Below are 26,085 nucleotides of genomic sequence, written 5' to 3'. Positions count from 1 at the left end.
GTCCGTAAATCAGGCCGGCGTAGCGGCGCGGGGAATGGGTTGATGGGCCATCGCGAGCAGGCGCGCGGCGATATGGTCCAGAGGAAGCTTTTCGGTGGCGGCGCCGAGCTTCCACGCAGCGCCGGGCATGCCCCACACCACCGAAGACTCTTCGTCCTGCACCAGCGTGCGCGCGCCCGCCTGCTGCAGTTCGAGCAGGCCGCGCGCACCGTCGTCGCCCATGCCGGTGAGCAGCGCGGCAACCGTCGCCTTGCCGACACTGGCGGCCATCGAGCGGAACAGCACGTCGACGCTGGGCTTGTGGCGATTCACCGGCGGGCCGTTGTGCAGGCGGCACACGTACTTCGCGCCGTCCCACATCACCAGCAGGTGCTGGCTGCCGGGCGCGATGTACGCATGGCCCGACTGGATCGGCTGGCCGTCACGCGCTTCGCACACGCGCATCGCCGAACAATGATCCATGCGCGCCGCGAACGGGCCGCTGAAGGCGGCGGGAATGTGTTGCGTGATGACGATCGGCGGCGCGTCGGGCGGCATTGCCTCCAGCACCACGCGGATGGCTTCGGTGCCACCGGTGGACGCGCCGATGGCGATGATCGGACTGCCGCCGCGCGTGCCGGCGGTCTGCGCACGCGGCAGCACGGCATCGGCGGTGAGGCGCGGCGGCACGTCGAGCTTGCGCACCGCGGTGCGCTGGCGCGGCTTGGCCAACGCGGCGAGCTTCACCTTCGCGCAGATTTCCTGCGCGCCTTCGGCGAAGGTGCTGGCGAGATCGTTGCCGGGCTTGGTGAAGAAATCCACCGCGCCGAGTTCCAGCGCGCGCAGCGTCACTTCCGCGCCTTCCTGCGTCAGCGAGGACACCATCACCACTGGCATCGGACGCAGGCGCATCAGGTTCTCAAGGAAAGTGATGCCATCCATGCGCGGCATTTCCACGTCGAGCGTGAGCACGTCGGGGTTGAGCTGCTTGATCTTCTCGCGGGCGATCAGCGGGTCGGCGGCCGTGCCGACGACCTCGATGCCCGGATCGCACGAAAGCATGGTCGACAGCAGTTTCCGCACGAGTGCGGAATCGTCGACCACCAGGACACGTACTCTTTCCATCGCTTTGAAGTCTCTGCCCGTCGTGCTGGCCCAAAGAGCCTGTTCAATACCTTCTGATGGCCCGCGTTGCCTGCCTGAGCGCGTCAGGGAGTGGAGCGTGGCGCGGCGCCTGACTGGCTGTCAGGTCAAGCCGCGCACCGCTTCCTGGCGCGCTCAGGCAGGCAACCCGTCGGGCCGGGTCTGTTTGCCCACCAACCTGCGTCATCATTCGGTCATGTATTGACATACATTTCCTCATTCTTCCTTGCCTGGCGGGCAAACAGCTCCCGGCGCGGGTCATCAGAAGGTATTGAACAGGCTCTTGCCGATTACTGCTTTGGGGGAGCTGCGGCGCCTTCGCGTCAGAACAGCTCCACCTCTCCCTTTATCGGATCGTTTGCCAAACGCTTGAGATACTGCTTCTCGCCGTCCACCAGCACCGTGTCGGTGCGGCCACGCAGCTGCTTCACGCGCGCCTTGCCGGTGTTGGGGAAGAACTGCACATGGCGCGGATGCACGTCGCCCAGGTCTTCGGCGCGCACGGCCAGCCGCTCCGCGCCCAGGTAACGCCTGACGAATTCGATGTTGCGCTTGCCGATGTCGGTCATGGTCGCCAGCACGCGACCGCCGCCGAACACCTTCACTTCCAGGTTCGCGCGCTGTCCACCGGCCTTCAGGATGGCGTTGATCAGCTGTTCCATCGCATCGTTGCCGTAGCGCGCCGCGCGACCCACGGTATCGGCCCAGCTGCCGCGCTCGCCGCCCATGGGTTCGGGCAGCATGAAATGGTTCATGCCGCCGATGCCGCGCACCGGGTCGTAGATGCACGCGGATACGCACGATCCCAGCACCGTCGAGATCATTTCTTCCTGCGCGCTCACGTAATACTCGCCGGGCAGCACCTTCACGGTGACGCAGGCCTGCACGGGATCCCAGAAGCGGCGGAGATGTTCGAAGCCGGGCAACACCCGGGCCGGGTCATAGCTGGCGCCAGTGGGCAAATTGACGGCGGGGACGCTCATGCACTGCGTTTCCGGTAGACCGTGCGTCCTATCAGGTCGAAGTTGTCGTTGAGCCCATACATGGACTCGGAGTGGCCAAGGAACAGATACCCGCCTTCCGGCAGCAGTCCGGCGTAACGCTGGAACAGGCGCTGCTTGGTGGGCTTGTCGAAATAGATGACGACGTTGCGGCAGAAGATCGCGTCGAACGGGCCCTGCATGGGCCAGTCGTGCAGCAGGTTCAGCGGCAGGATGCTGACCAGTTCGCGCAGGCGCGGATGCACGCAGGCGTACTGGTCGTAGTCGCCTTCGCCACGCAGGAACCAGCGGCGCCGGCGCTCCACGCTCACTCCTTCGAGGCGATCGATCGGATAGACGCCCTTGCGTGCCGTTTCCAGCGCCTGCGGCGACAGGTCGGTGGCGAGGATCTTCGCGTCGACGTGGCTGCCATGCTTTTCCAGCGCTTCGGCCAGCACCATGGCGAGCGTGTAGGGCTCCTCCCCGGTGGCGCAGCCGGCGGACCAGATGCGCAGGCGGCCGCCGTTCTTCTTCTCGGCGATCCAGCGCGGCAGCAGTTCGTTGGTCAGCAGGTCGAAGTGATGCGATTCGCGGAAGAACGCGGTGACGTTGGTGCTGATCGCGCTGGCCAGTTCGCCCAGCTCGGCCTGCGGGTCGCGCCGCAACACTTCGCAGTAGGCACCGAAGTCGCGCAGTTTCAATGCGCGCAGCCGGCGTACCAGCCTGCCCTGCACCAGTTGGCGCTTGTGCTCGCCGAGCGAGATGCCGCAGTGTTCGTAGACGAACGTGCGCAGGAAGTTGAAGTCCGCATCGCTCAGCGACGGACCGTTCATGCCCGCCACGGCGGCGTTGCCATCGGTCATGGCGGTGGCGGGCATGCTCATGCTCAGAACTCCTTCCAGGCGCCGGCGTCAGCCGCTTCCGAACGCACCGGGCGCGCGGCGGCGGGCGTGTTGCGCACGGCGGCGAACACGGCCTCGGCTTCGGCCATCACGGTCTGCGTACGTGCCTTTTCGGTCGGCACTTCGGCAGCGTCCTGGCCCAGCTGGAAGAACGATACCTGGCGGGCCAGTTCGCCGGCCTGTTCGTGCATGGCACGAGCCGCGGCCGCTGCTTCTTCCACCAGCGCGGCGTTCTGCTGGGTCATCTCGTCCATCTGCAGCACGGCGTGGTTCACCTGGTCGATGCCGGCCGACTGTTCCTGGCTGGCCGCGGCGATCTCCGCCACGATGTCGGTGACCTTCTTCACGCTGTCCACGATCTCGGCCAGCGCCTTGCCCGACTGGTCCACCAGCGACGAACCCACACGCACCTTCTCGGCGCTGTCGTTGATGAGGCCCTTGATCTCCTTCGCCGCACCCGCGCTGCGCTGGGCGAGGTTGCGCACTTCGGTGGCGACCACGGCGAAGCCGCGGCCCTGTTCGCCGGCGCGCGCCGCTTCCACCGCCGCGTTGAGCGCCAGCAGGTTCGTCTGAAAGGCGATCTCGTCGATCAGGCTGACGATTTCGGAGATCTTGCGGCTGGAATCGTTGATCTCGCGCATCGCCGCACTGGCCTGCGAGGCCACTTCGCCGCCGTGCTCGGCCTGGCGGCGCGTGGCCGTGGCGAGCTGGTTGGCGTGGCTGGCGTTCTCGGCGTTCTGCTTCACGGTGGAGGTCATCTCCTCCATCGACGAGGCGGTTTCCTCCAGGCTCGATGCCTGCTCCTGCGTACGCTGGCTGAGATCGTCGTTGCCGCGGGCGATCTGCTGCGCGGCGGAACTCACCGAGCCGGCACCATGGCGCACTTCGCCGACGATGTTGCTGAGTCGATCGTCCATCGTGCGCAGTGCGGTGAGCAGGTCGCCCAGCTCGTCCTTGCTGCGTACCTGGATGTCATGGCCGAGGCGGCCGCCGGCGATCTCGTTGGCGACCTTCACCGCCACGCCCAGCGCATTCATGATCGAACGCATCATCAGCAGCGCCATGACGGCGGCGATGGCCAGGCCTGCGATCAGCGCGATGATGCTGACGAAGCGGATGAGGTGGTAACGCGATACCTGCGCGTCGTAGATGGCCTTGGCGTCGGCGCGCTGCGCATCCACCAGCTTCGCCAGCGAATCCTGGCGCTCCATCATCAGCGGGCGGACCTGCATTTCCAGCAGCTCGGACGCACCGGTGTCACCCTGCTTCAGCGCGTCCACCAGCGAATCCTTGGCGTCCTTGTAGTCGGCATCGCTGGAGCGCCACGCGGTGAAGTGCTTCTTCACCGCATCGCTCATCGGGATGGCTTCGAACTGCTTCTTCAGCGCATCCATCTCCGCCTGCATCTTTTCGTAGTCGGCCAGCTTGGCCTTCACCTGGTCGGACTTGCCGACCAGCGAGCTGGATTCGCCCAGCAGGATGAAGGACATCAGCGAGCGCTGCGAAATCTGCGAGATGAGCTGTGCGGGCACGATCTCCTCATCGTAGATCTTGCCCATGCCGTCGTTCTGCAGCTGCATGCCGCCGAGGCCGACGATGGCGCCGCCGATCAGCATCACGCCCAGCAGGCCAAGCACAGCGCGCATGCGGTTGCGGACGGACAGCGCGGGGACTTTCAGTGTGAACTTCTTCATGATGATTCCACTTTCCTGCGATAAACGATCAGGCCACGGCTTTCACATCGGAGGCGGCGGGGAGCACCGCTTCCAGCATCTGGGCATCCTGCGGCTGCAGCAGCTTGTCCACGTCCAGCAGCAGCACCATGCGCTCGCCGGCGGAGGTCAGGCCCTTGAGGTATTCGGTATCCACGGTGGTGCCCATGTCGGGCACGGGGCGGATGGCGTCGGCCGTCACGTCGAGCACGTCGGACACCGCGTCCACCACCACGCCGAAATTGCGGCCGGCCACGGTGATGATCACGGTGACCGTGGTTGCGCCGTAGTCCTCGCGCGGCAGGCCGAAGCGCAGGCGCATGTCGATCACCGGCACGATCGCGCCGCGCAGGTTGAGCACGCCCAGCACGTAGTGCGGCGCCTGGGGAATGCGCGTTACCGGCGTCCAGCCGCGGATTTCGCGCACGGCCAGGATGTCGATGCCGTATTCCTCGTGGCCGAGGTTCACGGTGAGGTATTGCGACTGGAGCGCCTCGCTCCGGATGGGGTCGGACATGGGTAGCCTCTTCGTCGGGGCCGGTTGCGGTGGCCCCCTCTCTGGGTCTGGATCGGCGGCGGGAGGGGAAACTTGAGCGGGATCAAGAGCGGATTCGGCGCCTGCCCCGCCTCTTATGTAGGAGCGCACCCAGTGCGCGAACGCGGCACCCGGGCCGCCTCGCCGTCCGGTGGTCGCGAGACCGATCGCAGCGCATCGGCGAGACCCGATCGCGCACTGGGTGCGCTCCTGCAGGGCGCGTCCTTGGCGCTTTAGAACTCCGCTCAGCCGCCGGCCGTGACCAGCTGATGCGCCGGCTTGGCCGTGGCAACCGGTGCCGCCGGACGTGGCGGGACCGGACGAACCGAGGCGGCCTTCGCGGTGCCCTCCTCCACGCGGAAGTACCGCACCTGTCGCTCCAGTTCGTCCGCCTGCTCCTGCATGGCGCGCGCCGCAGCGGCGGCCTCTTCCACGAGGGCGGCGTTCTGCTGGGTCACCTCGTCCATCTGCATCACGGCGCGGTTGACCTGGTCGATGCCGGCCGACTGCTCCTGGCTGGCCGCGGCGATCTCGGCGACAATGTCGGTCACCTGCTTCACGCTCTGCACGATATCGGCCAATACCTGGCCGGATTCCTCCACCAGCGTCGAACCGGCCTGCACCTTCTCCACGGTGTCGCCGATCAGCGCCTTGATCTCCTTGGCCGCGCCCGCGCTGCGCTGCGCAAGGTTGCGCACTTCGCTGGCGACCACGGCGAAGCCGCGGCCCTGCTCGCCGGCGCGCGCCGCTTCCACGGCGGCATTCAGCGCCAGCAAGTTGGTCTGGAAAGCGATTTCGTCGATCAGGCTGACGATGTCGGTGATCTGCCGGCTGGCCGCCTCGATCTCGCGCATCGCGCCGCTGGTGCGCGTAGCGACTTCGCTGCCACGTTCGGCCTGCGTGCGGGCGCTGCGGGCCAGCTGGTCGGCATGGCCGGCGTTGTCGGCACTCTGGCGCACGATGGAGGTCATTTCCTCCATCGACGCGGCGGTTTCTTCCAGGCTCGATGCCTGCTCCTGCGTGCGGTGCGAGAGGTCATCGTTGCCGCGCGAGATCTCCTGCGCCGCGGTCGATACGATCTGCGAGCCCTGCTGCACCTCGCTCACGATTTCCACCAGTTTGGTACGCATGCGCTCCAGTGCATCGAGCATGCTGCCGGCGGTGAAGCGCGCTTCGCCATGCGCGGCCAGGTCGCCATCGGCGATACGCGCAGCCATTGCGAGCGCGAAGGTCGGCTCGCCACCGATGCTTTGGCGGATGCTGCGCATCGAGCGCCACACCACGCCGATCACCAGCAGGCCGACGAGGCCCGCTTCCAGCAGGCTCACCAGCAACGCATGGTGGAACTGCGCGTTGATGTCGACGAAGTACGCGCCCGACGCCACGTGCAAGTCCCAGGGCTTGTACCAGGTGGTGTAGGTGATCTTGTGTTCGTCCTGCTTGCCGCCCGGCATCGGCCACATGTATTCGGTGGCGCCGAAGCCGTCGTGCTGGTCGGCCTCCATCATGTGGCGATACATGAAGGTGCCTTGCGAATCCGCTTCGTCGCGAATGCTCATGCCCACGCGCTTGGGCATGATGGGGTGCATCTGCATGACGAAGTTCGAATCAAACGCGAACACATAGCCTGCGCCCTTGTTCCAGCGCAGCTTGGCCACGACGGCGAGGCCGCGCTTCTTCGCTTCCTCGTCGCTCATCTCGCCGGCGAGCGCGCGTGCGTGATAGCTGTCCAGCAGCGAGATGGCGGTATTCACCTCGTCGCTCAGCGCGCTGATGCGCGCGTCCATTTGCAGGCGACGACTGTCGAGTGCGGACACCAGCGTCAGCGTCGCCAGGCCCGCCACCACGAAAGCGATGACCAGCCATACCTTGGCGGCGAGGCTGAGTTGGTCGAGGTAACGAAGCGGCGATGTCATGAGTTACGACCTTCAGAAATGAAATGGGCGGTTCTGCGATGGCCCGGATTCATTCCCTGCACTGCCATTCGCTGGCCGCACGCCAGCGGCCGCGGCTTCCTGTCGCGACTTGTTCGAGGTTGTCTGGACAGCGATGCCGATCGAGACCGGCATCGCCAGGAAAGACCAGGCCTGGGATCAGGCCGCCTTGCGTCGACTCTGCAGGCGCACGAGGCCTGCGATGTCCACGATCAGCGCCACTGAACCATCGGCGAGGATGGTGGCGCCGGAAATGCCCTGCACGCGGCGATAGTTCGCTTCCAGCGACTTCACCACCGCCTGCTGCTGGCCGATCAGGCCATCGACGAACAGGCCTACGCGGGTGCCCTCGCCTTCGACTACGACCATCAAACCTTCGTCGATGGCATGGATGGCGTCGCCGCAACCGAACACGTCGTGCAGGCGGATCACCGGCAGGTATTCGCCACGGAAGCGGAACAGCTCGCCGCCACCGGCCACGCTGCGCACCGCGTCGGCCTTCAGCTGCACCGACTCGACGATGGACACCAGCGGCACGATGTAACGCTCTTCACCCACGGCTGCGGTGAGGCCATCGATGATCGCCAGCGTCAGCGGCAAGGTGATGGTGAACACGCTGCCCTTGCCCTGCGTGCTGCGGATGACCACGGTGCCACCGAGATCGGCCACGTTGCGGCGGACCACGTCCATGCCCACGCCACGGCCGGAAAGATCGGTGGTGACGGCGGCCGTGGAGAAGCCCGGCTGGAAAATGAGTTCGGCCACGGCGTCGTCGCTCATGCCTTCGCCACTGGCGATCAGGCCGCGCTGTACGGCCTTGGCCACGATGGCGTCGCGGTTGAGGCCCGCGCCGTCATCGGACACTTCCACCACGATGCTGCCGCCGCGATGCGAGGCCGAGAGCGTCAGCGTGCCGGTATCGCCCTTGCCGGCGGCTCGGCGCTTGTCCGGCGTCTCCAGGCCGTGGTCGATCGCGTTGCGCACCAAGTGCACCATCGGATCGCCGATCTTCTCCAGCACCGTCTTGTCGAGTTCGGTCTGTTCGCCGATCAGCTCCAGCTTCACCTGCTTGCCGAGCTTCTGGCTGATGTCGCGCACCATGCGCGGGAAGCGGTTGAACACGGAGGCGATGGGCAACATGCGAATGCCCATGACGCTTTCCTGCAGCTCGCGCGTGTGGCGCGCCAGCTGGGCCAGGCCGTGTTCGAGCACGGCCATGCGCGCGGCGTCGAATTCGCCTTCGCGGAAGGTGTCGAGCATGGACTGGGTGATCACCAGCTCGCCCACCAGGTTGATCAGTCCGTCGATCTTGTCGATCGACACGCGCACCGAGCTGGATTCGGCGCTGGCTTCGCGTTGTGCACGCGCGGCGCCGGCATCGGCGACATTGGCAGCCGGCGCGGCAGCCACGGCAACCGGCGGCGGTGCGACCTCGGCCACGACGTGCTTCGCGTCGATGGACAGGTCGCATTCGTCTTCCACCCAGTCGAACACGCCTGCGATATCCGCGCGCTTGACCGGCCCCTTCAGCTCGATGGTCCAGCCGAGATGGCACTCGGTGGGTTCGAGCTTGGCGAACTCGGGGACGCGATCCAGCTCCGGCGTCACGGTGAGTTCGCCGAGGCCGGCGAGTTCGCGGATCAGGCGCAGCGGCTCGTTACCGCCCGCGAGCATGCCTGCGTGCGGACGGAAGCGGATGGTCCAGGCATCGGCCTGGTCCACGTTGCGACGCGCCTGCACGCCAGCGGCCGGCGCACCGCGCCCCATCATGGCGGCGAGTTCGTTGCGCAGGCTTTCGGCGACGGCGTCATTCAACGGCTCGCCGGCCTGGGCACGGGCGAACATGCTGCGCAGGCAATCGACCGTGCGCAGCAGCAGTTCGATGATGGCACCGTCGATGGTGCGCTTGCCGCTGCGCACCTCGTCCAGCAGCGACTCTGCCTCGTGCGTGAACGACGACATCTCCGGAAAACCGAAGGTCGCCGCACCGCCCTTGATCGAATGCGCCGCGCGGAAAATGGTGTGTACCAGTTCCCCGTCGCCACCGTTGTCGAGCGCGAGCAGCGACGACTCCATCGTGTCGAGTCCTTCCAGACTCTCCTCGATGAACACCTGTTGGAACTGCGCCAGACCGGCCTTGCTCATGGGGATGCTTCTCTAGTGGAACGGTGACTTGCAGATGTAGACCCTTCTCCCCTGGGAGAAGGTGCCGGCAGGCGGATGAGGGTGCGGGCGAAGCGCTTCGTTGAGGGATTCCTCAACTCTCAACACTGCGCAGGCGCCGTACCCTCACCCCAACCCCTCTCCCGGAGGGAGAGGGGCTAAAAGCATCAGCCCAGCACGCGCTTGACAGTCGCCAGCAGCTGCTCTGGATCGAACGGCTTCACCAGCCAGCCGGTGGCGCCGGCGGCCTTGCCTTCCATCTTCTTGTCGGTATGCGACTCCGTGGTCAGCATCAGGATCGGCACGCCCTTGTATTCGGGCATCGTGCGCAGCTCGCGCACCATGCTGAGGCCGTCCATCACCGGCATGTTCACGTCCGCCAGCACCAGGTCGTAGCGACCGCCACGGGCAGCGTCCAGGGCGAGCTGGCCGTTCTCGGCTTCGCTCACGTCATGACCGGCGCCGCGAAGGGTGAAGGCCACCATGCCGCGCATCGAAGCCGAATCGTCCACTGCAAGAATCTTTGCCATCTTCCACCTCAGTTTCAGGCCGGCATGGTTGCCGGCAATTCCAGTGCCTGCGTCAGGCCAAGCATGCCTGCCGCATCCCGCATCGTTTCGCTCACGCCCAGCCACGAGGCCGGCAGCCCCTGCGCGGAAGCCGCGCGGCGGAACGCCAGCAGCAGCTGCAGCGCGGCCGTGTCCACGCGCTCCACGCCGGCGCCGTCGATCTGCACGGACGGTGCTTCCAGTGCCTGCAACAGGCCGGCTTTCACGTCGGCGAGTTCGGTCAGGCGGAAATCCGTCGGCAGCGCGATCACGCGCGCCTCGCCTGCCTTGCGTTGGGGGTTCGACTTGCTTCCCATGGCCTGTCCTCGCTGCGCCCCACGGGCGTCTACGGGGTGCTTATCGGCCATATCAGCGACGGCTTTAGCGATTTTGGCGCCCGGAAAAGCTGTGACGGACCCGACAAAAGTCGCCCCTCAAGTTCCTGCTGGCACGGCCGATCCAGAGTGCACGGAAGGGGCGCGCGCGAATCCCGTCCGCAAGGAGTCTTGATTGGTCATCCAACCCACCAGCTTTGCCGCCCTCACCTGGGCCGGCGCCGCTTCCGGCAGTGCAGCCGAGAGTTGGCGCATCGGCACGGTGCTGGCTGCGCGGCCGCTGGGGCTCAATCCGGATGGCCTGATGGTGCTGCAGATCGGCGCGCTTGCGGTGGAAGCGGAAGCGCCGCGCAGCCAGCTGCCGTCGCAGTTCCAGGTGCGCGTGCTGACGCTGGGCGCGCAGCCGCAGCTGGAAGTGATCATGCCGCACACGCCCGAGCCGGCCATCCAGGTGGCGATGCGCGAGCGGCTGCCGCAGCAGAACGGCTACGCGCCCTTGCTCGCCACGCTGGATGCGCTCGCGCAGCGACCGGCGCTGCGCCAGCTCCCCCCCTACCTGCGCCCCGCGCTGGCACTGCTTGAACACGTGGTGCGCACGCCTGCGGAAGTCACGCGCGGCGAAGGCCTGCGCGAAGCGATCACGCGCAGCGGACTGTTCCTCGAATCCCAGCTGGCCCAGTCGCACCTTGATATGGCCGCGCTGAGCCAGGAGGACTGGAAGGGCGCCCTGCTGCGCCTGGCCAGCCTGCTGGACGACTACCTGCCCGCGCGACGTGCCAGCAGTTCAAGCGGCAGCGAAACGCCGCCGCCACTGCAGCAGCGCGGTCTGCTGCCGCAACCGCGCGTGGCGCTGCCGCCGGAGCTGCTCAACGATGACGTCGATGCACTGCTGAGTCGCCTGCATGGCGAGGTACACGCGGCGCTCGCGCGCGTGGAAGTGGCGCAGCTGGAAGCCACCACGGTGCCGGCGTGGATGATCGAGATTCCATTGCAGGGCGAAAACGGCCGGGACATCCTGCAGATCCAGCTTCAGCACAACGTCGAAGCCGACGAGGCATCCGCATGGACACTGGGCTTCACCCTGGACCTGCCGGCGCTGGGTCCCGTGCAAGGTGAACTGCAATTGCGCGACCTTCGCCTCGGTGTCCGCTTGTGGGCCGAACGCGCCAGTACCGTGCACAAGCTGGAGCATCTGTTCGGTCCGCTGCGCCAGCAACTGGCCGCCACCGGGCTGATCCTTGACCAGTTGAGCTGCCAGCAAGGCCTGCCGCACGCGAGCAGCCCGCACAGCGCCATCCTGCTGAAGACCATGGCATGACCACGCCGCTGCCTCCCGCCCGCCGACGCGTCACCCTGCGCCTTTCCGGTGGACCGGCTGAGTCTGCATCGAACGCCAACCTGCCGCCCGAGTCGCTGGAGACGTTGCTGGCGCGCGCACGCGCGCTGGGCATTCCGCTGCACCACGATCCGCAGATGGCCGGACTGCTCGCCTCGTTGCGGCTGCGCCAGGAAGTGCCGGCCACGTTGTATGCCGCGGCCGCCGCGGTGCTCTCGTGCATCTACGACGCCGCCGAAGAGCAGCACTGACTCGTCGACGCCGGCGACAAGCCGCCGGCATGTGACGCTTTCTTCATGCGGGGTCCGCGACAGTGCCGCGCTACCGTCCGAGAGCGCCCATGTCCTCGCATGCCACCGTTGCACCCGCGCGCCGACAGCGCGCGCTGATCGAACGCCGCAACACCAAGATGGCACGCTCCGCCCACGCATACGTGCGGGGCAATACCGCACGGTTTTACGAATGGCTGGATTCACGCGCGGCGCCTTCGCTTCCCGCCGGCCCGGCGATATGGATCTGCGGGGACTGCCATATAGGCAACATCGGCCCGGTGGCCGATGACGAAGGACGCGTGCACATACAGATCCGCGACTTCGACCAGAGCGTCATCGGGCATCCGGCGCACGACCTGATCCGGCTGGCCCTGTCGCTGGCGATGTCCGCGCGCGGTTCCGATCTGCCCGGCATCGCCACCGCCCACATGATGGAAGCGATGCTTGACGGCTATGAGGCGGCTTTTCCCGACAACGATCAGCCCGAACCGGACATGCCGCCCAGCATCAAGCTGGTGATGAAGCGCGCGCTGCGACGAAGCTGGAAGTCGCTGGCTCGCGAACGCCTGCCCGGGAACGAACTGGCGTTTCCGTTGGGCAAAGAGTTCTGGCCGCTGAAAGCGAACGAACGACGCGCGATCCGCGAGCTCGTGCGCGACCCCGGCATCGATGCGCTGCTCACCCAGCTTCGCCATCGCCAAGCGCAGGGCAAGGTGGAGCTGCTTGACGCGGCCTACTGGCGCAAGGGTTGCAGTTCACTGGGCAAACTGCGCTACGCCGTACTGGTGGATGTGGACGGCAACGTCGTCGATGGCGACGACCTGTGCCTTGTCGACATCAAGGAAGCAGGACCACCGATAGCCCCGCGTGCGCCTGGCGTACGCATGCCACGCGACCCCGCCGAACGCGTGGTGACGGCGGCTCGGCACCTGTCGCCCGCCCTGGGAGAACGCATGCGGCCGGCGCGCCTGCTCGACAGGCCCGTATTCGTTCGCGAATTGCTGCCGCAGGACCTCAAGATCGACATCGCGCGCCTCAAGCGCAAACGGGCACGCCAGGTCGCCGCCTATCTCGCCCACGTCGTCGGCCAGGCGCATTCGCGGCAGATGGATGCAGACACCCGCAAGGCCTGGTGCACCGAGCTCAGGCGCCGCCACTCGCGCACGCTGGAAGCGCCCTCGTGGCTGTGGTCAGCCGTGACAGGCCTGCTGCCAGTGCACGAGAAGGATTACCTCGATCATTGCCGCCGCTACGTCGGCAGCACCGGCTGACTGCGCATGCTCGCGTCCGCCATCACAAGGAGATCGTCGCCGACAGCATGAACGGATTGCCCTTGAGTCGGTTCTTCACGTCGAACTCGTGCAACCAACGTCCTGAAAACTCCACCTGGCCGCCCTGCCACTTCTTCAGGTAGTTCACCATCGGTCCCAGCGCCAGCGCACGGCCCTTGAAACCGTTGAGGCGATCGGCGGTCGGGCCACTGTCCTTCTCGATCTGCTCGATCCATCCACCCACGGCGCCCACGCCCCAACCCGACGGGAAGCGCTTGACCAGCAACGAGTCGATGCGGAACACCGCGCCGTTCTGGTAATCGGTGTCGTCGTTCTTCGTGTAGAAATCCACCGCCGAGGTAAGGCTCCACTCCAGCGTGCCCTGCTGGAACAGCTGCGTGTAACCCACGGTGGGCGAGAACGTCCAGTTGTTCAGGCTGACGTTCGCCAGCTGTCCCTTGTTGTAGCTGCCGGTGGGCGCATAGATATAGAGCGCGAGCGACAGGTGCTGCGTCTGGCTGAAGTGGTGGCTGGCGATCACCGGCACGAAGGTCATGTCGAACAGGCCGCTGTCGTGATCGCTCAGGCCACGCGAGAAATTGCCGAACGAGGTGTTCACGTTCGCATCCACATAGGCGAACGGCACGACGATCTCGCTGGCGAAATTCCATGCCGACGGCTTGGTGTCCCAGATGTAGACGCCGGCCAGGTTGAGCAGCTGGAATTCGGCCTTCAGGCCGAGCGAAACGCCGCCGCCGGTGATGGGCACCTGTTTTGATGCGCTGATCGAGCCACTGTAGTACGCATAGGCCACGCCCCAGTTCCAGCCGGGCGTGGGCGGAACGAGGCCGGAGTAGGACGTGGCCTGCACGCCCGTGATTGCACGTCCGAGCGCGCCTTCCGTGGCGTGGACAGGAACGGCCACAGCGGCCGCCAGCAGAAGCAGAACAAGCGCAAGTCGTTTTTTCATGGCATCTCGACGGATGGGGTGGGCCGGCCAGGCTTGCCGTGGGGCGGTAGGTGCCTGACGCCATGGATATGGGCATCAGGGTGGTTGCGCGCGCGATGGGGAACAAGCGCAATTCCACCTAGCCGGTCTACGTAAAACTACGGAGTGCGCTACCGAGGATTTGCGCTTATCGCGCCCTCGCGTGGCCGGCAGGCTTGGGCCAGGCGAACCCGTGCCGCGATGCCTGCGCTTGCCGACTGCGCACGCAGCGATCGCGACCACACGCCTTCTTCCCCCCGCCCAGGAAGACCCGCATGCCTATTGCCCGATCCGTGATCGTCGCCGGCACTGCCGTCATGTCCATCGCTGCACATGCGCAGGCGAACGAGGACAACGCGGAGCTCGCCAAGAAACTGTCCAATCCGGTCGCCGCGATGATCAGCATGCCGTTCCAGTTCAACTATGACCAGAACATCGGTCCGCTGGACGATGGTCATCGCACCTACCTGAACATCCAGCCGGTGATCCCCGTGCCCGTCGGCAACGGCTGGAACATGATTTCGCGCACCATCCTCCCGGTGGTCGACCAGTCGGACATGGCGCCAGGCGCGGGCCACCAGTTCGGACTGGGCGACATCACGCAGAGCCTGTTCTTCTCGCCAACCAAGTCCTCCGGCAGCGGCATCATCTGGGGCGCAGGCCCCGCCTTTCTCATCCCTACGGCCACCGACGATCTGCTCGGCAGCAAGCGATGGGGACTGGGACCGACGGCGATCGTGCTCAAGCAGGATCACGCATGGACGTATGGCTTCCTGTTCAACCACATCTGGTCCATCGCCAAGGTCGGCAACGACAGGACGCACCCGGACATCAGCAGTACCTTCCTGCAGCCCTTCCTCAGCTACAACACGCCCACGGCATGGACGTACGGGCTCAACGCCGAGTCCTCCTACGACTGGAAGGCGCACCGATGGGCGGTGCCCGTCAATGCCACGATCGGCAAGCTGGTGCGCATCGGTGGTCACCCGGTGAGCTTCACCGGCGGCGTGCGCTATTGGGCGCAGCACACGGACGCGGGGCAGAAGGGCTGGGGTTTCCGCTTCGTGGTCACCTTGCTGGTGCCCGAAAAACGTTGAGAAACACGCAAGGCAGCGTCAGCCAGAGAACTCGGTATCCCATGCGGACAGACCATCCATCACGGGGCGCAACGCCTGCAACACCGCGGCGAGCGAACGCTCGATGTCTTCTCCTGACGCTGGGTTGCGGCATGCTTGCTCAAGTTCGCCTGCCGCCGTCGCCACATCGCGCGCAGCGATATTGCCCGCGGAACCCCGCAGCGAATGCGCAAGCCGGCAGGCGGCGCCGGGGTCATCATCGTGCTCCGCTTCGCGGAACAGGCGATCGAACTCGGCGTAATTGCTACGAAACATCCGCAGCATGCGGCGATACAACGAAGGGATATCGCCGCACATGCGAAGGCCGGCCTGCGTATCGATGCCGGGAAGCGCCGGAAATCCCTCAGGTGACCCGCGGTCGGCCACGACCGGCCCGTCGTCGGTGACAAGCCGCGGCTTGATCCAGCGCGCCATGGTGGCGAACATCCCGTCCACGTCGAGTGGCTTGGGAATATGGTCGTTCATGCCGGACGCCAGCGCCTTTTCGCGGTCACCCGCCATGGCGTCGGCCGTCATCGCAATGATGGGCAGGCGCTTCATGCCGAGTCGTTCGCGGATGTCATGCGCAGCGGTATAGCCGTCCATTACGGGCATCTGGCAATCCATCAGCACACCATGGAACCTGGGTTCGGCCGCCAGCGTCTCCACCGCTTCCCTGCCGTTGCAGGCCACCACCACGTCGATGCCGGCGGACTGCAGCAGCTCCAGCGCCAGCTCGCGATTCAACGCGTTGTCTTCCACCAGCAGGATGCGGCAGCCCGCAAGTCTTGCCTTGGCATCATCATGGCGGTGGCGCTGGCGGTCCGTATGCCGCACCACCTGGATGCTCCTGCCAAGCGCCTGGGCGAACGCATCCATCAGTGATGAAGCGGTCACTGGCTTGGTCAGTACCTGGCCCAACTTCACCTGCCGCAGCTGCGCCTCGCTCAGGGCTTCGTCACGACTATACGCAGTCACCATCACCACCGCGGTCACCGGTCCGCCTTCGCCACGGGCGTGCAGGCGCGACACGGTCTCGATGCCATCCATGCCGGGCATCTTCCAGTCCATCAGCACCAGCTGGTAGGGACGCCGATGACGCTGCGCCCAGTCGAACAGCCTGAGCGCTTCCTCGCCGTCGCAGGCGATATCCGCTTCCAGCCCCATGCCGCGCACCATGCCCGAGAGCACCTCGCGCGCCACCTCGTTATCGTCGACCACCAGCACGCGAACACCCTGGAAAGTGTCGGCCAGCAGCACCGCCTGCGATGGTGCACCCGGCTGCACGCCGAGACGCGCCTTGAAGTGGAAGGTCGAACCCTTGCCGGGCTCGCTCTCCACCCAGATATCGCCGTGCATCCGCTTGACCAGCGTGCGGGAGATCGCCAGGCCCAGGCCGGTGCCGCCGTATCGGCGCGTAATGGAGGAATCGCCCTGCACGAAAGACTGGAAGATGCGGCTGCGCTGCTCCTCGGTCATGCCGATGCCGCTGTCCCTGACCCAGAAATGCAGTTCCACCTCGTCGCCGTCACTCGCCACCGGTTCGGCGCCGATCACGATCGCGCCGTGCTCGGTGAACTTGGCCGCGTTGTTGCCCAGGTTGAGCAGTACCTGGCCCAGTCGCAGCGGGTCGCCGATCAGCGCCGTGGGCAGGTCGGGCGCCGTCTGGAACAGCAGTTCCAGACCCTTCTCCTCCGCCTTGAGGCCCACGATGCTGGCGACGTGATCCATGACGTCGTCGAGCCGGAACGGTACCTGCTCCATATGCAGCTGCCCGGCCTCGATCTTCGAGAAGTCGAGAATGTCGTTGATGATGCCGAGCAGGCTTTCCGCCGAGCGATGTACCTTCTCGACGTAGTTGCGCTGTTTCGCATTGAGATCCGTCTGCAGGGCCAGGTGGCTCATGCCGATGATGGCGTTCATCGGCGTGCGTATTTCGTGGCTCATGTTCGCCAGGAAATCGCTCTTGGCCCGCGTGGCTTCCTCCGCCACCTCCTTGGCTCGCACGACGGCATCCTGCGCGGCCTTGCGTTCGGTGATGTCGATGAACCAGCCGAGCATGCCGCTTTCGCCGTCCCAGGTGATCGGCAGGTAGCTCGCCACGATGTCCCGCGGACGACGATCGCGGTCGTACATCTGTATCTCGATGCCGGAGATCGGCTCACCCGCGGCAAGGCGCTCGCCCAGTCGCTCGCGTTCGGCGGGATCGACGTAGAGCCGCATCACGTCGCCGCCCGTTTCCATGCCGAAGGTCTCGACGTATTTCGGGTTGGTGAAACGGATGCGTCCTCCAGTGGAAACGCCAATGCTGATGGGGCTCCGGTCGAGGATGTACTGCAGCCGTTCTTCGCTGCGCAGCAAGGCGGTTTCCATCATGCGCCGCTCGCTTACATCGCGCACCGAGGCGCACACGCACGTGCCCTGCCCGTCGAGCTCCGGCAGAAACGACAGACCGATCTCGACCGACAGTTCGCTGCCGTCCTTGCGCACCCCATGCAGGTCGACGTTGCCCGCGCCCATCTTGCGGCTGATGCCCTCGCCAAGGAACTGATGGCGCAGGCCGGCGTGTTGCGCCACCGACGCAGCGGGCACCAGTTGTTCGACACCTGCGCCGATCAATTCGCCGGTGCCGTAACCGAAGATCGCCTCCAGCTTCGGATTGGCGAGCACGATGCGCCCTTCGTCATCGACGATCATCATCCCGTCGGGCGCCGACTCGATGATGCCGAGATACCACGCGCGCGCTGCCTCGATCGTGCGTTGCTTGGTTTCCAGCTCCACGGTCTGCGCCTTGAGGCTGACGGCCTGGCGCGCCGTCACCTCGGCCTGGCGACGGCTCTCCTCGAGCAGCTTGTGCGTGCTGGCCGTGCGCTCGAGGATTTCCATGTTGGCCGCGAGTATCGGCATCAGCTCGTTCATCAGCTCGCGCCGGCTCGCATCGAATGGCGACAGGCTGGCCAGCTCGATCACGCCGAACAGGCGTTCGTTGCGCTGCACGGGCAACACGAGGATGTCCGACGGCGCCTTCTCTCCGAGCGATGAACTCACCTGTAGGTAACCGGCCGGCGGCTGCGCCAGCGTGATCGCAAGCCGATCCACCGCGCACTGGCCGGCCAAGCCCTCGCCCAACCGAAGCGTCGGCGGTGCCTGTTCCGCCGCGTAGTGCCCCGCCAGTCGCAACAGCCGCGCCTCTTCGTCATAGACGTACAGCGTGCCGTGGCCGATGCGAAGCAGCGGCGCAATGGTGGACAGAAACTGCCTGGCCAGCTCGTCGGCGCCGGTGGTGGCGCGCATTTCACGGCTGATGGAAGCCACGTGGGTCTTGACCCAACGCTGGCCGGCAACCTGGCGCGCCTCGTCCCGCAGGGTGACGATCGCCCGCGCCAGGTCGCCCGCTTCGTTGGGATAATCGGTGTAGGGAACGTCGACATCCAGATCGCCCGCACTCAAGGCGTCCAGCGCCCGCCGCAGGCCGTCCGCAGGCCGCCGGATGGAGCGGCTGATCATGCTGCCAAATACGATGCCGATGCCCACGCTGATCGCCAGCAGCCACAGCGTGATCTGGACCATGTGCAGGAATCGCGTCGAGACTTCATGCACCTCGTCGGTCGCGCCCTTCTGCTTGGCTTCCGCCAGGCTGGCCAACGTGGTCTTCACGGCGGTATCGCTGCGGCGAAACTCCGACGAAGTCAGCAACGCTGCCGCCCTGGCGTTGGGATCGGCGCGGCCCGGCTCCGCCGGTTCGCGCAGCGTCGCGACGATCTGTTGCACCTGGCTTCGGTAGTCGGTGAACGCCACGTCGAAAAGTGCGAGGTTGCGCAGGCTCTCGTCCCGGAAGACGTGCGGCCGCGCCAGCTCGATCTCCTGGCGCGTCTGTGTCGCCGCATCGGCGATCTGCTGCAGCGCCTCCTGCTGCGCCTCGCCCGGGCCCACCAGCACGGCCTGCCGCAAGTTCTGCCCCACATCGGCCTGGGCTGTCCGCGCCGCCGCGATATGCGCCAGCCCCAGCATGTCCTTTTCATAGAGGCGGCTGATCTGGTCCCGCTGCTCCTTCAGCACGCTTATGCCGAGGCTGCCGATCAGCACCGCAAGCAGCAGGATCCCACCAAAGCCCAACTGCAGGCGCAGCCGCAAGGGAAGTCGTTCCAGGCGTTCGAGCACGGCGTTCATGTGCGTCCCCTCCGCACCGGGCGAGATATCAGACAGCGCGACCTTCGTGCAGCGAATGCCCCGCCACGTCGTCGTGGAAGCGACGGGCAATGGCTTCGAATTCGCCCTGCAGCTGCAGGAAGGCATCGACGATGTCGGGGTCGAAATCGACGCCGCGCCGCTGTGCGATGAACGCCGTCGCTTCGTTGTGGGGCATGCCCCGCTTGTAGACCCGCGGGCTGATCAGCGCGTCATAGACATCGGCCACCGCCATCAGGCGGGCGGACAGCGGAATGTCCTCGCCGCTGCGACCTTCGGGATAGCCCGAGCCGTTCCATCGCTCCTGGTGGCCGTGGGCCATTTCCTTGGCCAGCCGCAGGAACGGCAGGTTCATGCCCAGCTGGTCCTCGGCCCGTTGCAGCGCATCGCGACCGATGGTCGTGTGGGTCTTCATGACCTCGTATTCCTCCGGCGTCAGCCGGCCCGGCTTGAGCAGGATGTAATCGGGAATACCGATCTTGCCGATGTCGTGCAGCGGCGCGGACTGGAACAGCAGCTTGCGCGTCGCGTCGTCGAGTTCCGCGGCGAAACGCGGGTGATCCTTCAGGTGGTCCGCCAGCGCTTTCACATAATGCTGGGTACGGCGGATGTGGTTGCCCGTTTCATTGTCCCGTGCCTCGGCCAGCGACGTCAGCGCGAGGATGGTCACCTCCTGGGCCGTCCTGGTCTGGACCGTGCGGCGCACGACTTCCTGTTCGAGGTAGGCGTTCTTGTCACGCAGGAACTCCGCCGCCGCCTTCAGGCGCAGGTGGGTAGCCACGCGCACCAGGACCACCGGCGGACTGATCGGCTTGGTGATGTAGTCGACCGCGCCCAGCACCAGTCCACGTGTCTCGTCCTCGGCGGCGTCCAGTGTGGTGAGGAAGATCACCGGGATATCGCGCGTGTCCTGTTTCGCCTTGAGCTGGCGACAGACATCGAAGCCGGAGACGCCGGGCATCATCACGTCGAGCAGGATGATGTCGGGTTTGTCCTCGCCGTTGGCGATGGCGAGCGCTTCCGCACCGTCGGCAGCCAGCTGGACGCGATACAACGGCTTCAACAGTTCGGACAACAGGAGCCGGTTGTCCGGCGTGTCGTCGACGATCAGCACACTCGGCACGGAGCCGCCTTCGGTCGCGCTCATCTCGACACTCCTTCGCATGACTCAGCGTGTGTCGCCGCCATAGGACGGCCCAGGCCAGGGCCGCGGTAAAGAGCATCGTTCCCCGTCAACTCGGCAGAGCACGCAGGCCCGCCCCGCCGCATCCTAGGAGACTGAGTCTCAACGACGCGCGAAGACGCGCGGACAATCGCAAGCGCCGTTGACGGGCTCGATGCCAAGGCACCGTTTGCGCGATCTTCACGGGCCAGCGCCAGGATAGTGCCGCCAGTGAGGCGGCGCTCCAGGGGCACGACATGTTGTTTCCGGCCACGTCCACCCTAGGTATTTTTACGGCATTGGTCGCCGCGGCACTGATTGGCCTGGGCGTCCGACGTGTCCTGCCCGAAGAGCACAAGGCGCAGGAAACCGTCCAGCTGGTGCAGCTGGTCAACGGCATGCTGGTAACGTTTGCCGCACTCATGCTGAGCCTGCTGACCACGTCCGCCAAGTCCAGCTTTGACATCGTCGCCGACGACTTCCATGTCTTCGCATCGGACCTGATCCAATTGGACTCCACCCTGCGCGCCTACGGCGATGAGGGCGACCAGGCGCGAGCGTTGCTGCGCTCCTATACCGCGGGCACGATCGCCAGCATATGGCCCCACGAAAGACGGCCTCCCGGCGACTATTACCCCAAAGACATTTCACCCAAGGACGTTACGGAGAACATCGACGACGCTCGTCTCGACCAGATGCTGAATGATGTAGGCAAGCAGGTGCGGCGGCTCCCTGTAACGGACCCCTACCACCAATCCCTGCGCAGCGAAGGCCTCGAACAGTTCGCTCGTGCGATGAGCGCGCACTGGAAGCTGATCGAGGAAGCCCACAGTTCCATTTCATTGCCGTTCTTCCTGACCCTGGCCTTCTGGTTGTTCGTGATCTTCCTCAGCTTCGGTCTGATCGCGCCGCACAACGCGCTGGCCCTGGTGACCATCGGCCTGGGATCGATCCTGCTCGCCTCGGTGGTCTACGTCATCGTCGATTTCGACACGCTGTTCCGGGGCTTCATCATCGTGCCGAGCCAACCGATGCGCGACGCACTGGCGCATATGTCGCTGACGAACTGATGCCACTGATCCGCGGCGGCCATCCGCAGGGGACGGTCCGCCGCGTTGCTGCCGCACGATGCGGGCTGCTCAGCGATCGCGCTCCACTTCGGCCGGCGCCCCATCACCCGCCTTCTGCGCCAGCGGCAGCACATCCGTCACCAGGTGCATCAGGAAGCGACCCGGCTGCTCCTGCATCATCATGTGTGCGGAATCGGCGAAGGACACCAGCTTCTTCGACGGCGCGTGGATGTTCGCGTACCACGCTTCGGTCACTTCGTGCGGCGTGGTGTAGTCGTGCGCGCCGACGTACACGATCACCGGGCAACCGAAGTTCGTCACATGGTCGAAGTCGGTGGCAAGCAACGCGGGCAGCAGGTGGTTGAGCGAGAACAGACTGCCCTTGTCGATCGCATCCAGGTCTTCGCGGCTGTAGTCGGGCGACAGTTCCTCGGCATCCACATCGAACTGGTAGTCCTTGCGGCCCCAGGCGAGGCCGCCGTAATACATCTCCCACTTGCTGCGCATGCCGATGCGATCGAGCGTCAGCGGACCATTGCCCGGATAAGGCGCCATCGCCTCCAGCTCGCGGATGGCCGTCTGGTTGCCTTCTTCCTTCGCCTTGCGCAGGGCGTAGTTGAAGCCCACCTCTTCGTTGCGGCGGCCGTTCACCACCTGCCCGGTCGAGATGTAGGCGTAGAACCATTCCGGATGACGCTGCGCCAGCGTGACGCCGAGGATGGAACCCCACGAATGGCCCAGCAGGAAGATCTTCTGCTTGCCGAAGCGCTCGCGCAGATAGGTCACCACCTGCTCGGCGTCGTCCGTCATGCCTTTCACCGACATGCCGGGCGCCATCGCTTCCTCGGTGTTGGCGCGATACGTCTTGCCCGCGCCGCGCTGGTCCCACTGCACCACGGTGAAGTAATCCTCCCACGGCGTCTGGAAGGTGTAGGCCTCGGGCATGGCCGGCGCGGCCGGGCCGCCGTGCAGGAACAGCAGGACCGGGTTGCGGCGATCCTTGCCGCGGATCGATATCCACTGGTCGATGCCGTTGATGTGCAGCTTGACCTTCTCATCCACGCCCTGCCCCGGCAGGATCATGCGATTGCTGTCGAGGATGCGCGTGACCTGGTCGCGCGACATCATCGATCTGTCCTTGGCCGGCGCGCTGGCCTCATCCGCCATGGCGGCGGGAGCGAATGCATGGCTGAGGACAACGCCGGCGGAAAACAGCAACGAAACGAGATACGACTTGCGGGACATGCGTAAGACTCCTGTCTGTTGTTCTTCGAGCCCGTCCGGTGATTCGTGCACCGACAGGCAGTGATCGAGGCATGTCGCTGGGACACGCTGTTGCTGACACCCATGGCAAGCGCCGTGCCAAGCCTCGCGCCACGCAAAAATCGTTTGGACACCGGCACTTGCACGGCGCGCGCTGAAAACGCCATGCGTCCGCGGACAAACGCACGGACGTCCGGCCTTCGGACGCCCGTCGCATTTAAGGCGACACTGACTAAGTATCGCCTTAACTCCGCGGACAGGTCCGGCAAGGCAGACTGTGCGGTCTCCATGCCAGAGTCAGTCACGTGCAGGCCACTGATACAGAAGCGAAACAGCTCAAACGCACACGCGTCCGCCGCCTGAGACTCGCACTGCTGGCTTGCGCTGGCCTGGCATCCGCCGCCATCGCGCATGGCGCCACGCCTGACAAGCGTGCGGACACGCCCGGCCAGATGGCCATCCAGGTCAATGCCGACAAGCTCACGCTGGCCGTGGCCAAGGTTCCACAGATCTATCTCTACGGGACCATCGACGCAGGCGCGGCGGACCGCTTCGAAGCACTGGTGCGTTCGGGCAAGGTGCCTGTGGGTTCGGACGTCTATTTGAATTCCCCCGGCGGCGACATGCGTGCCGGCATCGCCTTGGGCCGGCTGTTCCGCGCGCAGTCGATCGCCACGCACCTGGGCGTACCGCGCAAGCCCTCGCGCTCGACGACGCCGACCTCCAAGGTGGCGGTATGCATGGATGCCTGCACGCTCGCCTACATGGGCGGCCTGTTCCGCTGGTCACCCACCGGCAATGACCGGTTCGGCGCGCTGCCCCTGCGCACGCAGCCAGGCAACGCGGCGCAGGCACCCGACGATGTCGACGCCTATCTGAAGGAGCTCAACCTCACCGCCGAGGCGCAGTACGGCCGCAAGATCCAGGCCGATCCCGCCGTGCTGACGGGCGATGAGATGATCAACTCGGGGCTCGCCAACAACGGTCGCCTTGCGCCAACCGTCAGCTATCACATGATGGGCAATGCGCCCCTGCTGACGCTCGGGCAGAGCGCGCGCGACGGACAGTACCGCATCACCCTGCTGTGCAAACCCGACGGCCTCACGGTCACCGCCTATTACATGGTCGGCGTGGAACGTGCGCGCAAGCTGGTGTCGCGCGCCACTCGCTCCTACTTCGAGATCGACAACCAGCAGACCTTGCCGGGTGACCGCGACGCCTTCAGCGCCACCAGCGAATCGGTGATGATCAGCCGGCCCGTTCCCTTTGCGCAGCTCCCGCAGTTTCTCGCCGCACGTTCGGTCGGTGCATGGCTCGCCGATCGCGGCGGCGCGGTGCGCTATGGCTTCACCATCTACCTCGAATCGGTGCGCAACCGCCTGCAGAGCTACGGCGATGCCTGCGCGCAGATGGCGAAAGGCTCCGGCGCCACCAAGCGCTGAGCCGGGAAGAAGGGCCGATGCGTTCCACGCATCGGCCCTGTGCCGTTACGGCTGTGCGCCGGCGGCCTGCACCGCGGCGTAGGCGTTGACGATGCCCGCACCGATCGTCTTGCTTCCGCTGGGCTTCACGTGAGGCGCGGTCGCCGACGACTTCAGCAGCGAGGTCACCTGCGCAGGCGTCAGCAGCGACTTGCCGAGCGCGAGCCGGTAGCTCTGCATCAGCGCCACCACGCCGGCCACATGCGGCGTCGCCTGCGAGGTGCCGGCCATGCCGCCATAGGTTGCCGTGGTCGGCGTGGTCGTGCCTGCGTTGATGGTCGACCAGATGAAGCCGGTGGTGGCCTGCGTGCCGGTGGACGCATCGTTCTTGTAGACGCCGCCGCCCGGCGCGGCGATCGCGACGAGCGAACCGTAGTTGGAGTAGTAGGCACGCGTGCTGGTGATGCCCGTGGCCGCCACGGTCACTGCACCCGCGCAACTGGCCGGGGAATAGTTCGACGCATTGGCATTGCTGTTGCCGGCCGCGACCACCACGGTCGCGCCGCGCCCGATGGCGCCGGTGATGGCCTGGCCCAGCACGCTACCGGACGTGCACTTGCCGGAACCACCGAGGCTCATGCTGATCACCTGCGCAGGATGCGCATTGGCGGGCACGCCCGACACGCTGCCGCCCGACGCCCAGGTGATCGCATCGGCGATATCCGCGTTGGAACCGCCGCAATGGCCAAGCACGCGCACCGGCAACACCTGCGCACCGAACGCCGTGCCGACCATGCCGGTGCTGTTGTTGGTGTATTCGCCACCCGCCGTACCGAACACGTGCGTGCCGTGCCAGCTGCTGTCTTCGGCCGGCTGGCCGGTGCCGCACTGCCCGGCCGTCACCCAGTCGCCCGTATCCCAGCCGCCGGCCACACGGCCGTTGGTGGAACGGCCGGACACCGAGGCCGTGCTGATGAAATCGTAGCCCGCGTTGGCGAGCGACAGGTTGAGGTCGGGATGGTTCGTCACGCCGGTATCGAGGCTGGCAATGACGATGCCCGTGCCGTCAGCGAGGCTCCATGCCTGCTGGATGTTCGCGCCGCCCCAGTTGGCGACGTTCGCATTGAGCGTGTTGTCGAAGAAGTTTGCACCCGTCGCCGCCAGGTAGTCCCACTGGTACGACGCGTAGTACTGGTCGTTCGGCACGGTGAAGGTCGCCGCGCCAGCCGGCTTGATGCCGTCGACTTTCTTCAACAGGTACTCCGGCTCTACGAATTCCACGGCGGGGTCGGCGGCGATCTGCTGGATCAGCGCCGCCGCTTCGGTCGACGACAGCGCACGTTCGGTGCGCAGCAGGTCGGCGCCCGTCGCCAGCTTGCGGCCATAATGCACGTTGAGTCCGCGCGCGAAGGCTGTCGCACCACCGCCGAGCTTCGCGCGTCCCGCCGCGACGCCGACGTTCTGCACGGCGGCGTTGGCATTGCCACGCTCGCTGCTGCCGTTCCTGTAGGTGACGATGAAGCCGGTATACGTCTGGTCGCTCTGCAGCGGGCTCACGTCGAATTTCGAAGAAGGCGGCGGCGACGTACCGAAATCCGCAGCCATCGCCGAGGTGCCGAAAGCCAGCCAAAGCGAAGCAACCAACCATTTCCTGTGCATGCTCATGCAGATCCCCAAGTGTGGGTCGAAGTGGTCCCGTGACTTCCTGTCCGGACCCGACCGGCCATGGATGGCCGGCCGCTCGAGGCGTCGAGCCTGCGACGATGGT

General features: G+C 65.9%; 20 protein-coding genes. 6 read left to right on the top strand and 14 right to left on the bottom strand.

The features are described from left to right. Positions 1–9 precede the first annotated feature (9 nt). From CA260_RS05285 to CA260_RS05245, 9 genes are all read right to left on the bottom strand, one after another. On the bottom strand, positions 10–1,104 hold the full coding sequence (locus CA260_RS05285; RefSeq protein WP_111981348.1) for a protein-glutamate methylesterase/protein-glutamine glutaminase: 1,095 nt from the start codon (positions 1,102–1,104) through the stop codon (positions 10–12). A 341-nt stretch (positions 1,105–1,445) separates the two neighbouring features. Beyond that, on the bottom strand, positions 1,446–2,105 hold the full coding sequence (gene cheD / locus CA260_RS05280; RefSeq protein ID WP_111981347.1) for a chemoreceptor glutamine deamidase CheD: 660 nt from the start codon (positions 2,103–2,105) through the stop codon (positions 1,446–1,448). Beyond that, positions 2,102–2,980 (bottom strand): CheR family methyltransferase, encoded by an 879-nt coding sequence (locus CA260_RS05275; RefSeq protein WP_425479723.1) that lies wholly within the window; start codon positions 2,978–2,980, stop codon positions 2,102–2,104. Before CA260_RS05275 ends, cheD begins: the two co-directional genes overlap by 4 nt. 8 nt (positions 2,981–2,988) lie before the next feature. Further along, positions 2,989–4,698: a methyl-accepting chemotaxis protein gene (locus CA260_RS05270; protein WP_111981345.1), complete on the bottom strand. Its 1,710-nt coding sequence runs from the start codon at positions 4,696–4,698 to the stop codon at positions 2,989–2,991. Between the two features lie 28 nt (positions 4,699–4,726). Then, a complete protein-coding gene (locus tag CA260_RS05265) occupies positions 4,727–5,233 on the bottom strand; it encodes a chemotaxis protein CheW (protein ID WP_111981344.1) in 507 nt (168 codons plus the stop codon). Positions 5,234–5,496: 263 nt separating this feature from the next. Further along, a complete protein-coding gene (locus CA260_RS05260) occupies positions 5,497–7,167 on the bottom strand; it encodes a methyl-accepting chemotaxis protein (RefSeq protein WP_111981343.1) in 1,671 nt (556 codons plus the stop codon). Positions 7,168–7,344: 177 nt separating this feature from the next. Next, positions 7,345–9,330, bottom strand: coding sequence for a chemotaxis protein CheA (locus tag CA260_RS05255; RefSeq protein WP_111981342.1), 1,986 nt, complete (start codon positions 9,328–9,330; stop codon positions 7,345–7,347). Positions 9,331–9,515: 185 nt separating this feature from the next. Continuing rightward, positions 9,516–9,878 carry a response regulator gene (locus tag CA260_RS05250; protein ID WP_111981341.1) on the bottom strand — a complete coding sequence of 121 codons (363 nt, stop codon included), beginning with the start codon at positions 9,876–9,878 and terminating at the stop codon, positions 9,516–9,518. Positions 9,879–9,892: 14 nt separating this feature from the next. Beyond that, the gene (locus tag CA260_RS05245; RefSeq protein WP_172461725.1) at positions 9,893–10,213 is read right to left on the bottom strand and encodes an STAS domain-containing protein; all 321 of its coding nucleotides are present in this window, start codon (positions 10,211–10,213) and stop codon (positions 9,893–9,895) included. A gap of 193 nt (positions 10,214–10,406) precedes the next feature. On the opposite strand from CA260_RS05245, the gene CA260_RS05240 reads away from it, so the two are divergent. The 3 genes from CA260_RS05240 to CA260_RS05230 all read left to right on the top strand — a co-directional run bounded on the left by CA260_RS05240 (position 10,407) and on the right by CA260_RS05230 (position 13,110). Further along, complete coding sequence (locus tag CA260_RS05240; RefSeq protein WP_111981339.1) at positions 10,407–11,549, top strand: flagellar hook-length control protein FliK; 1,143 nt, start codon at positions 10,407–10,409, stop codon at positions 11,547–11,549. Then, the gene (locus tag CA260_RS05235; RefSeq protein ID WP_111981338.1) at positions 11,546–11,818 is read left to right on the top strand and encodes an EscU/YscU/HrcU family type III secretion system export apparatus switch protein; all 273 of its coding nucleotides are present in this window, start codon (positions 11,546–11,548) and stop codon (positions 11,816–11,818) included. The genes CA260_RS05240 and CA260_RS05235 overlap by 4 nt, the downstream gene beginning before the upstream one ends. 62 nt (positions 11,819–11,880) lie before the next feature. Further along, positions 11,881–13,110 carry a DUF2252 family protein gene (locus CA260_RS05230; RefSeq protein ID WP_338065718.1) on the top strand — a complete coding sequence of 410 codons (1,230 nt, stop codon included), beginning with the start codon at positions 11,881–11,883 and terminating at the stop codon, positions 13,108–13,110. Between the two features lie 22 nt (positions 13,111–13,132). Here the strand turns inward: CA260_RS05230 and CA260_RS05225 are convergent, their stop codons facing one another. Next, positions 13,133–14,080: a SphA family protein gene (locus CA260_RS05225; protein WP_111981336.1), complete on the bottom strand. Its 948-nt coding sequence runs from the start codon at positions 14,078–14,080 to the stop codon at positions 13,133–13,135. A gap of 293 nt (positions 14,081–14,373) precedes the next feature. On the opposite strand from CA260_RS05225, the gene CA260_RS05220 reads away from it, so the two are divergent. Next, complete coding sequence (locus tag CA260_RS05220; RefSeq protein ID WP_172461724.1) at positions 14,374–15,195, top strand: transporter; 822 nt, start codon at positions 14,374–14,376, stop codon at positions 15,193–15,195. A gap of 18 nt (positions 15,196–15,213) precedes the next feature. On the opposite strand, the gene CA260_RS05215 is transcribed toward CA260_RS05220, so the two are convergent. Both CA260_RS05215 and CA260_RS05210 read right to left on the bottom strand, forming a co-directional pair. Continuing rightward, positions 15,214–19,383, bottom strand: coding sequence for a response regulator (locus tag CA260_RS05215; RefSeq protein ID WP_172461723.1), 4,170 nt, complete (start codon positions 19,381–19,383; stop codon positions 15,214–15,216). A 28-nt stretch (positions 19,384–19,411) separates the two neighbouring features. Next, positions 19,412–20,548 (bottom strand): HD-GYP domain-containing protein, encoded by a 1,137-nt coding sequence (locus tag CA260_RS05210; protein WP_111981334.1) that lies wholly within the window; start codon positions 20,546–20,548, stop codon positions 19,412–19,414. A gap of 272 nt (positions 20,549–20,820) precedes the next feature. On the opposite strand from CA260_RS05210, the gene CA260_RS05205 reads away from it, so the two are divergent. After that, positions 20,821–21,633 (top strand): hypothetical protein, encoded by an 813-nt coding sequence (locus CA260_RS05205; RefSeq protein WP_111981333.1) that lies wholly within the window; start codon positions 20,821–20,823, stop codon positions 21,631–21,633. Positions 21,634–21,702: 69 nt separating this feature from the next. On the opposite strand, the gene CA260_RS05200 is transcribed toward CA260_RS05205, so the two are convergent. Beyond that, positions 21,703–22,878: an alpha/beta fold hydrolase gene (locus CA260_RS05200; protein WP_238149613.1), complete on the bottom strand. Its 1,176-nt coding sequence runs from the start codon at positions 22,876–22,878 to the stop codon at positions 21,703–21,705. Positions 22,879–23,201: 323 nt separating this feature from the next. On the opposite strand from CA260_RS05200, the gene CA260_RS05195 reads away from it, so the two are divergent. Beyond that, positions 23,202–24,338: a hypothetical protein gene (locus tag CA260_RS05195; protein WP_111981332.1), complete on the top strand. Its 1,137-nt coding sequence runs from the start codon at positions 23,202–23,204 to the stop codon at positions 24,336–24,338. 45 nt (positions 24,339–24,383) lie between these two features. Here the strand turns inward: CA260_RS05195 and CA260_RS05190 are convergent, their stop codons facing one another. Next, the gene (locus CA260_RS05190; RefSeq protein WP_111981331.1) at positions 24,384–25,982 is read right to left on the bottom strand and encodes a S8 family serine peptidase; all 1,599 of its coding nucleotides are present in this window, start codon (positions 25,980–25,982) and stop codon (positions 24,384–24,386) included. Between the last annotated feature and the right edge of the window lie 103 nt (positions 25,983–26,085).

Source organism: Dyella jiangningensis (assembly GCF_003264855.1).
GTDB classification, from domain to species: domain Bacteria; phylum Pseudomonadota; class Gammaproteobacteria; order Xanthomonadales; family Rhodanobacteraceae; genus Dyella; species Dyella jiangningensis_C.
Note: the sequence above shows the minus strand (reverse complement) of the source record. Positions and strands in the feature narration are given on the sequence as shown.

Bases quoted from the DNA above. Each gene is read 5' to 3' on its own strand.
- CA260_RS05285 (WP_111981348.1), bottom strand. From the start codon at position 1,104: ATGGAAAGAGTACGTGTCCTGGTGGTCGACGATTCCGCACTCGTGCGG.
- cheD (WP_111981347.1), bottom strand. From the start codon at position 2,105: ATGAGCGTCCCCGCCGTCAATTTGCCCACTGGCGCCAGCTATGACCCG.
- CA260_RS05275 (WP_425479723.1), bottom strand. From the start codon at position 2,980: ATGCCCGCCACCGCCATGACCGATGGCAACGCCGCCGTGGCGGGCATG.
- CA260_RS05270 (WP_111981345.1), bottom strand. From the start codon at position 4,698: ATGAAGAAGTTCACACTGAAAGTCCCCGCGCTGTCCGTCCGCAACCGC.
- CA260_RS05265 (WP_111981344.1), bottom strand. From the start codon at position 5,233: ATGTCCGACCCCATCCGGAGCGAGGCGCTCCAGTCGCAATACCTCACC.
- CA260_RS05260 (WP_111981343.1), bottom strand. From the start codon at position 7,167: ATGACATCGCCGCTTCGTTACCTCGACCAACTCAGCCTCGCCGCCAAG.
- CA260_RS05255 (WP_111981342.1), bottom strand. From the start codon at position 9,330: ATGAGCAAGGCCGGTCTGGCGCAGTTCCAACAGGTGTTCATCGAGGAG.
- CA260_RS05250 (WP_111981341.1), bottom strand. From the start codon at position 9,878: ATGGCAAAGATTCTTGCAGTGGACGATTCGGCTTCGATGCGCGGCATG.
- CA260_RS05245 (WP_172461725.1), bottom strand. From the start codon at position 10,213: ATGGGAAGCAAGTCGAACCCCCAACGCAAGGCAGGCGAGGCGCGCGTG.
- CA260_RS05235 (WP_111981338.1), top strand. From the start codon at position 11,546: ATGACCACGCCGCTGCCTCCCGCCCGCCGACGCGTCACCCTGCGCCTT.
- CA260_RS05225 (WP_111981336.1), bottom strand. From the start codon at position 14,080: ATGAAAAAACGACTTGCGCTTGTTCTGCTTCTGCTGGCGGCCGCTGTG.
- CA260_RS05220 (WP_172461724.1), top strand. From the start codon at position 14,374: ATGCCTATTGCCCGATCCGTGATCGTCGCCGGCACTGCCGTCATGTCC.
- CA260_RS05215 (WP_172461723.1), bottom strand. From the start codon at position 19,383: ATGAACGCCGTGCTCGAACGCCTGGAACGACTTCCCTTGCGGCTGCGC.
- CA260_RS05210 (WP_111981334.1), bottom strand. From the start codon at position 20,548: ATGAGCGCGACCGAAGGCGGCTCCGTGCCGAGTGTGCTGATCGTCGAC.
- CA260_RS05205 (WP_111981333.1), top strand. From the start codon at position 20,821: ATGTTGTTTCCGGCCACGTCCACCCTAGGTATTTTTACGGCATTGGTC.
- CA260_RS05200 (WP_238149613.1), bottom strand. From the start codon at position 22,878: ATGTCCCGCAAGTCGTATCTCGTTTCGTTGCTGTTTTCCGCCGGCGTT.
- CA260_RS05190 (WP_111981331.1), bottom strand. From the start codon at position 25,982: ATGAGCATGCACAGGAAATGGTTGGTTGCTTCGCTTTGGCTGGCTTTC.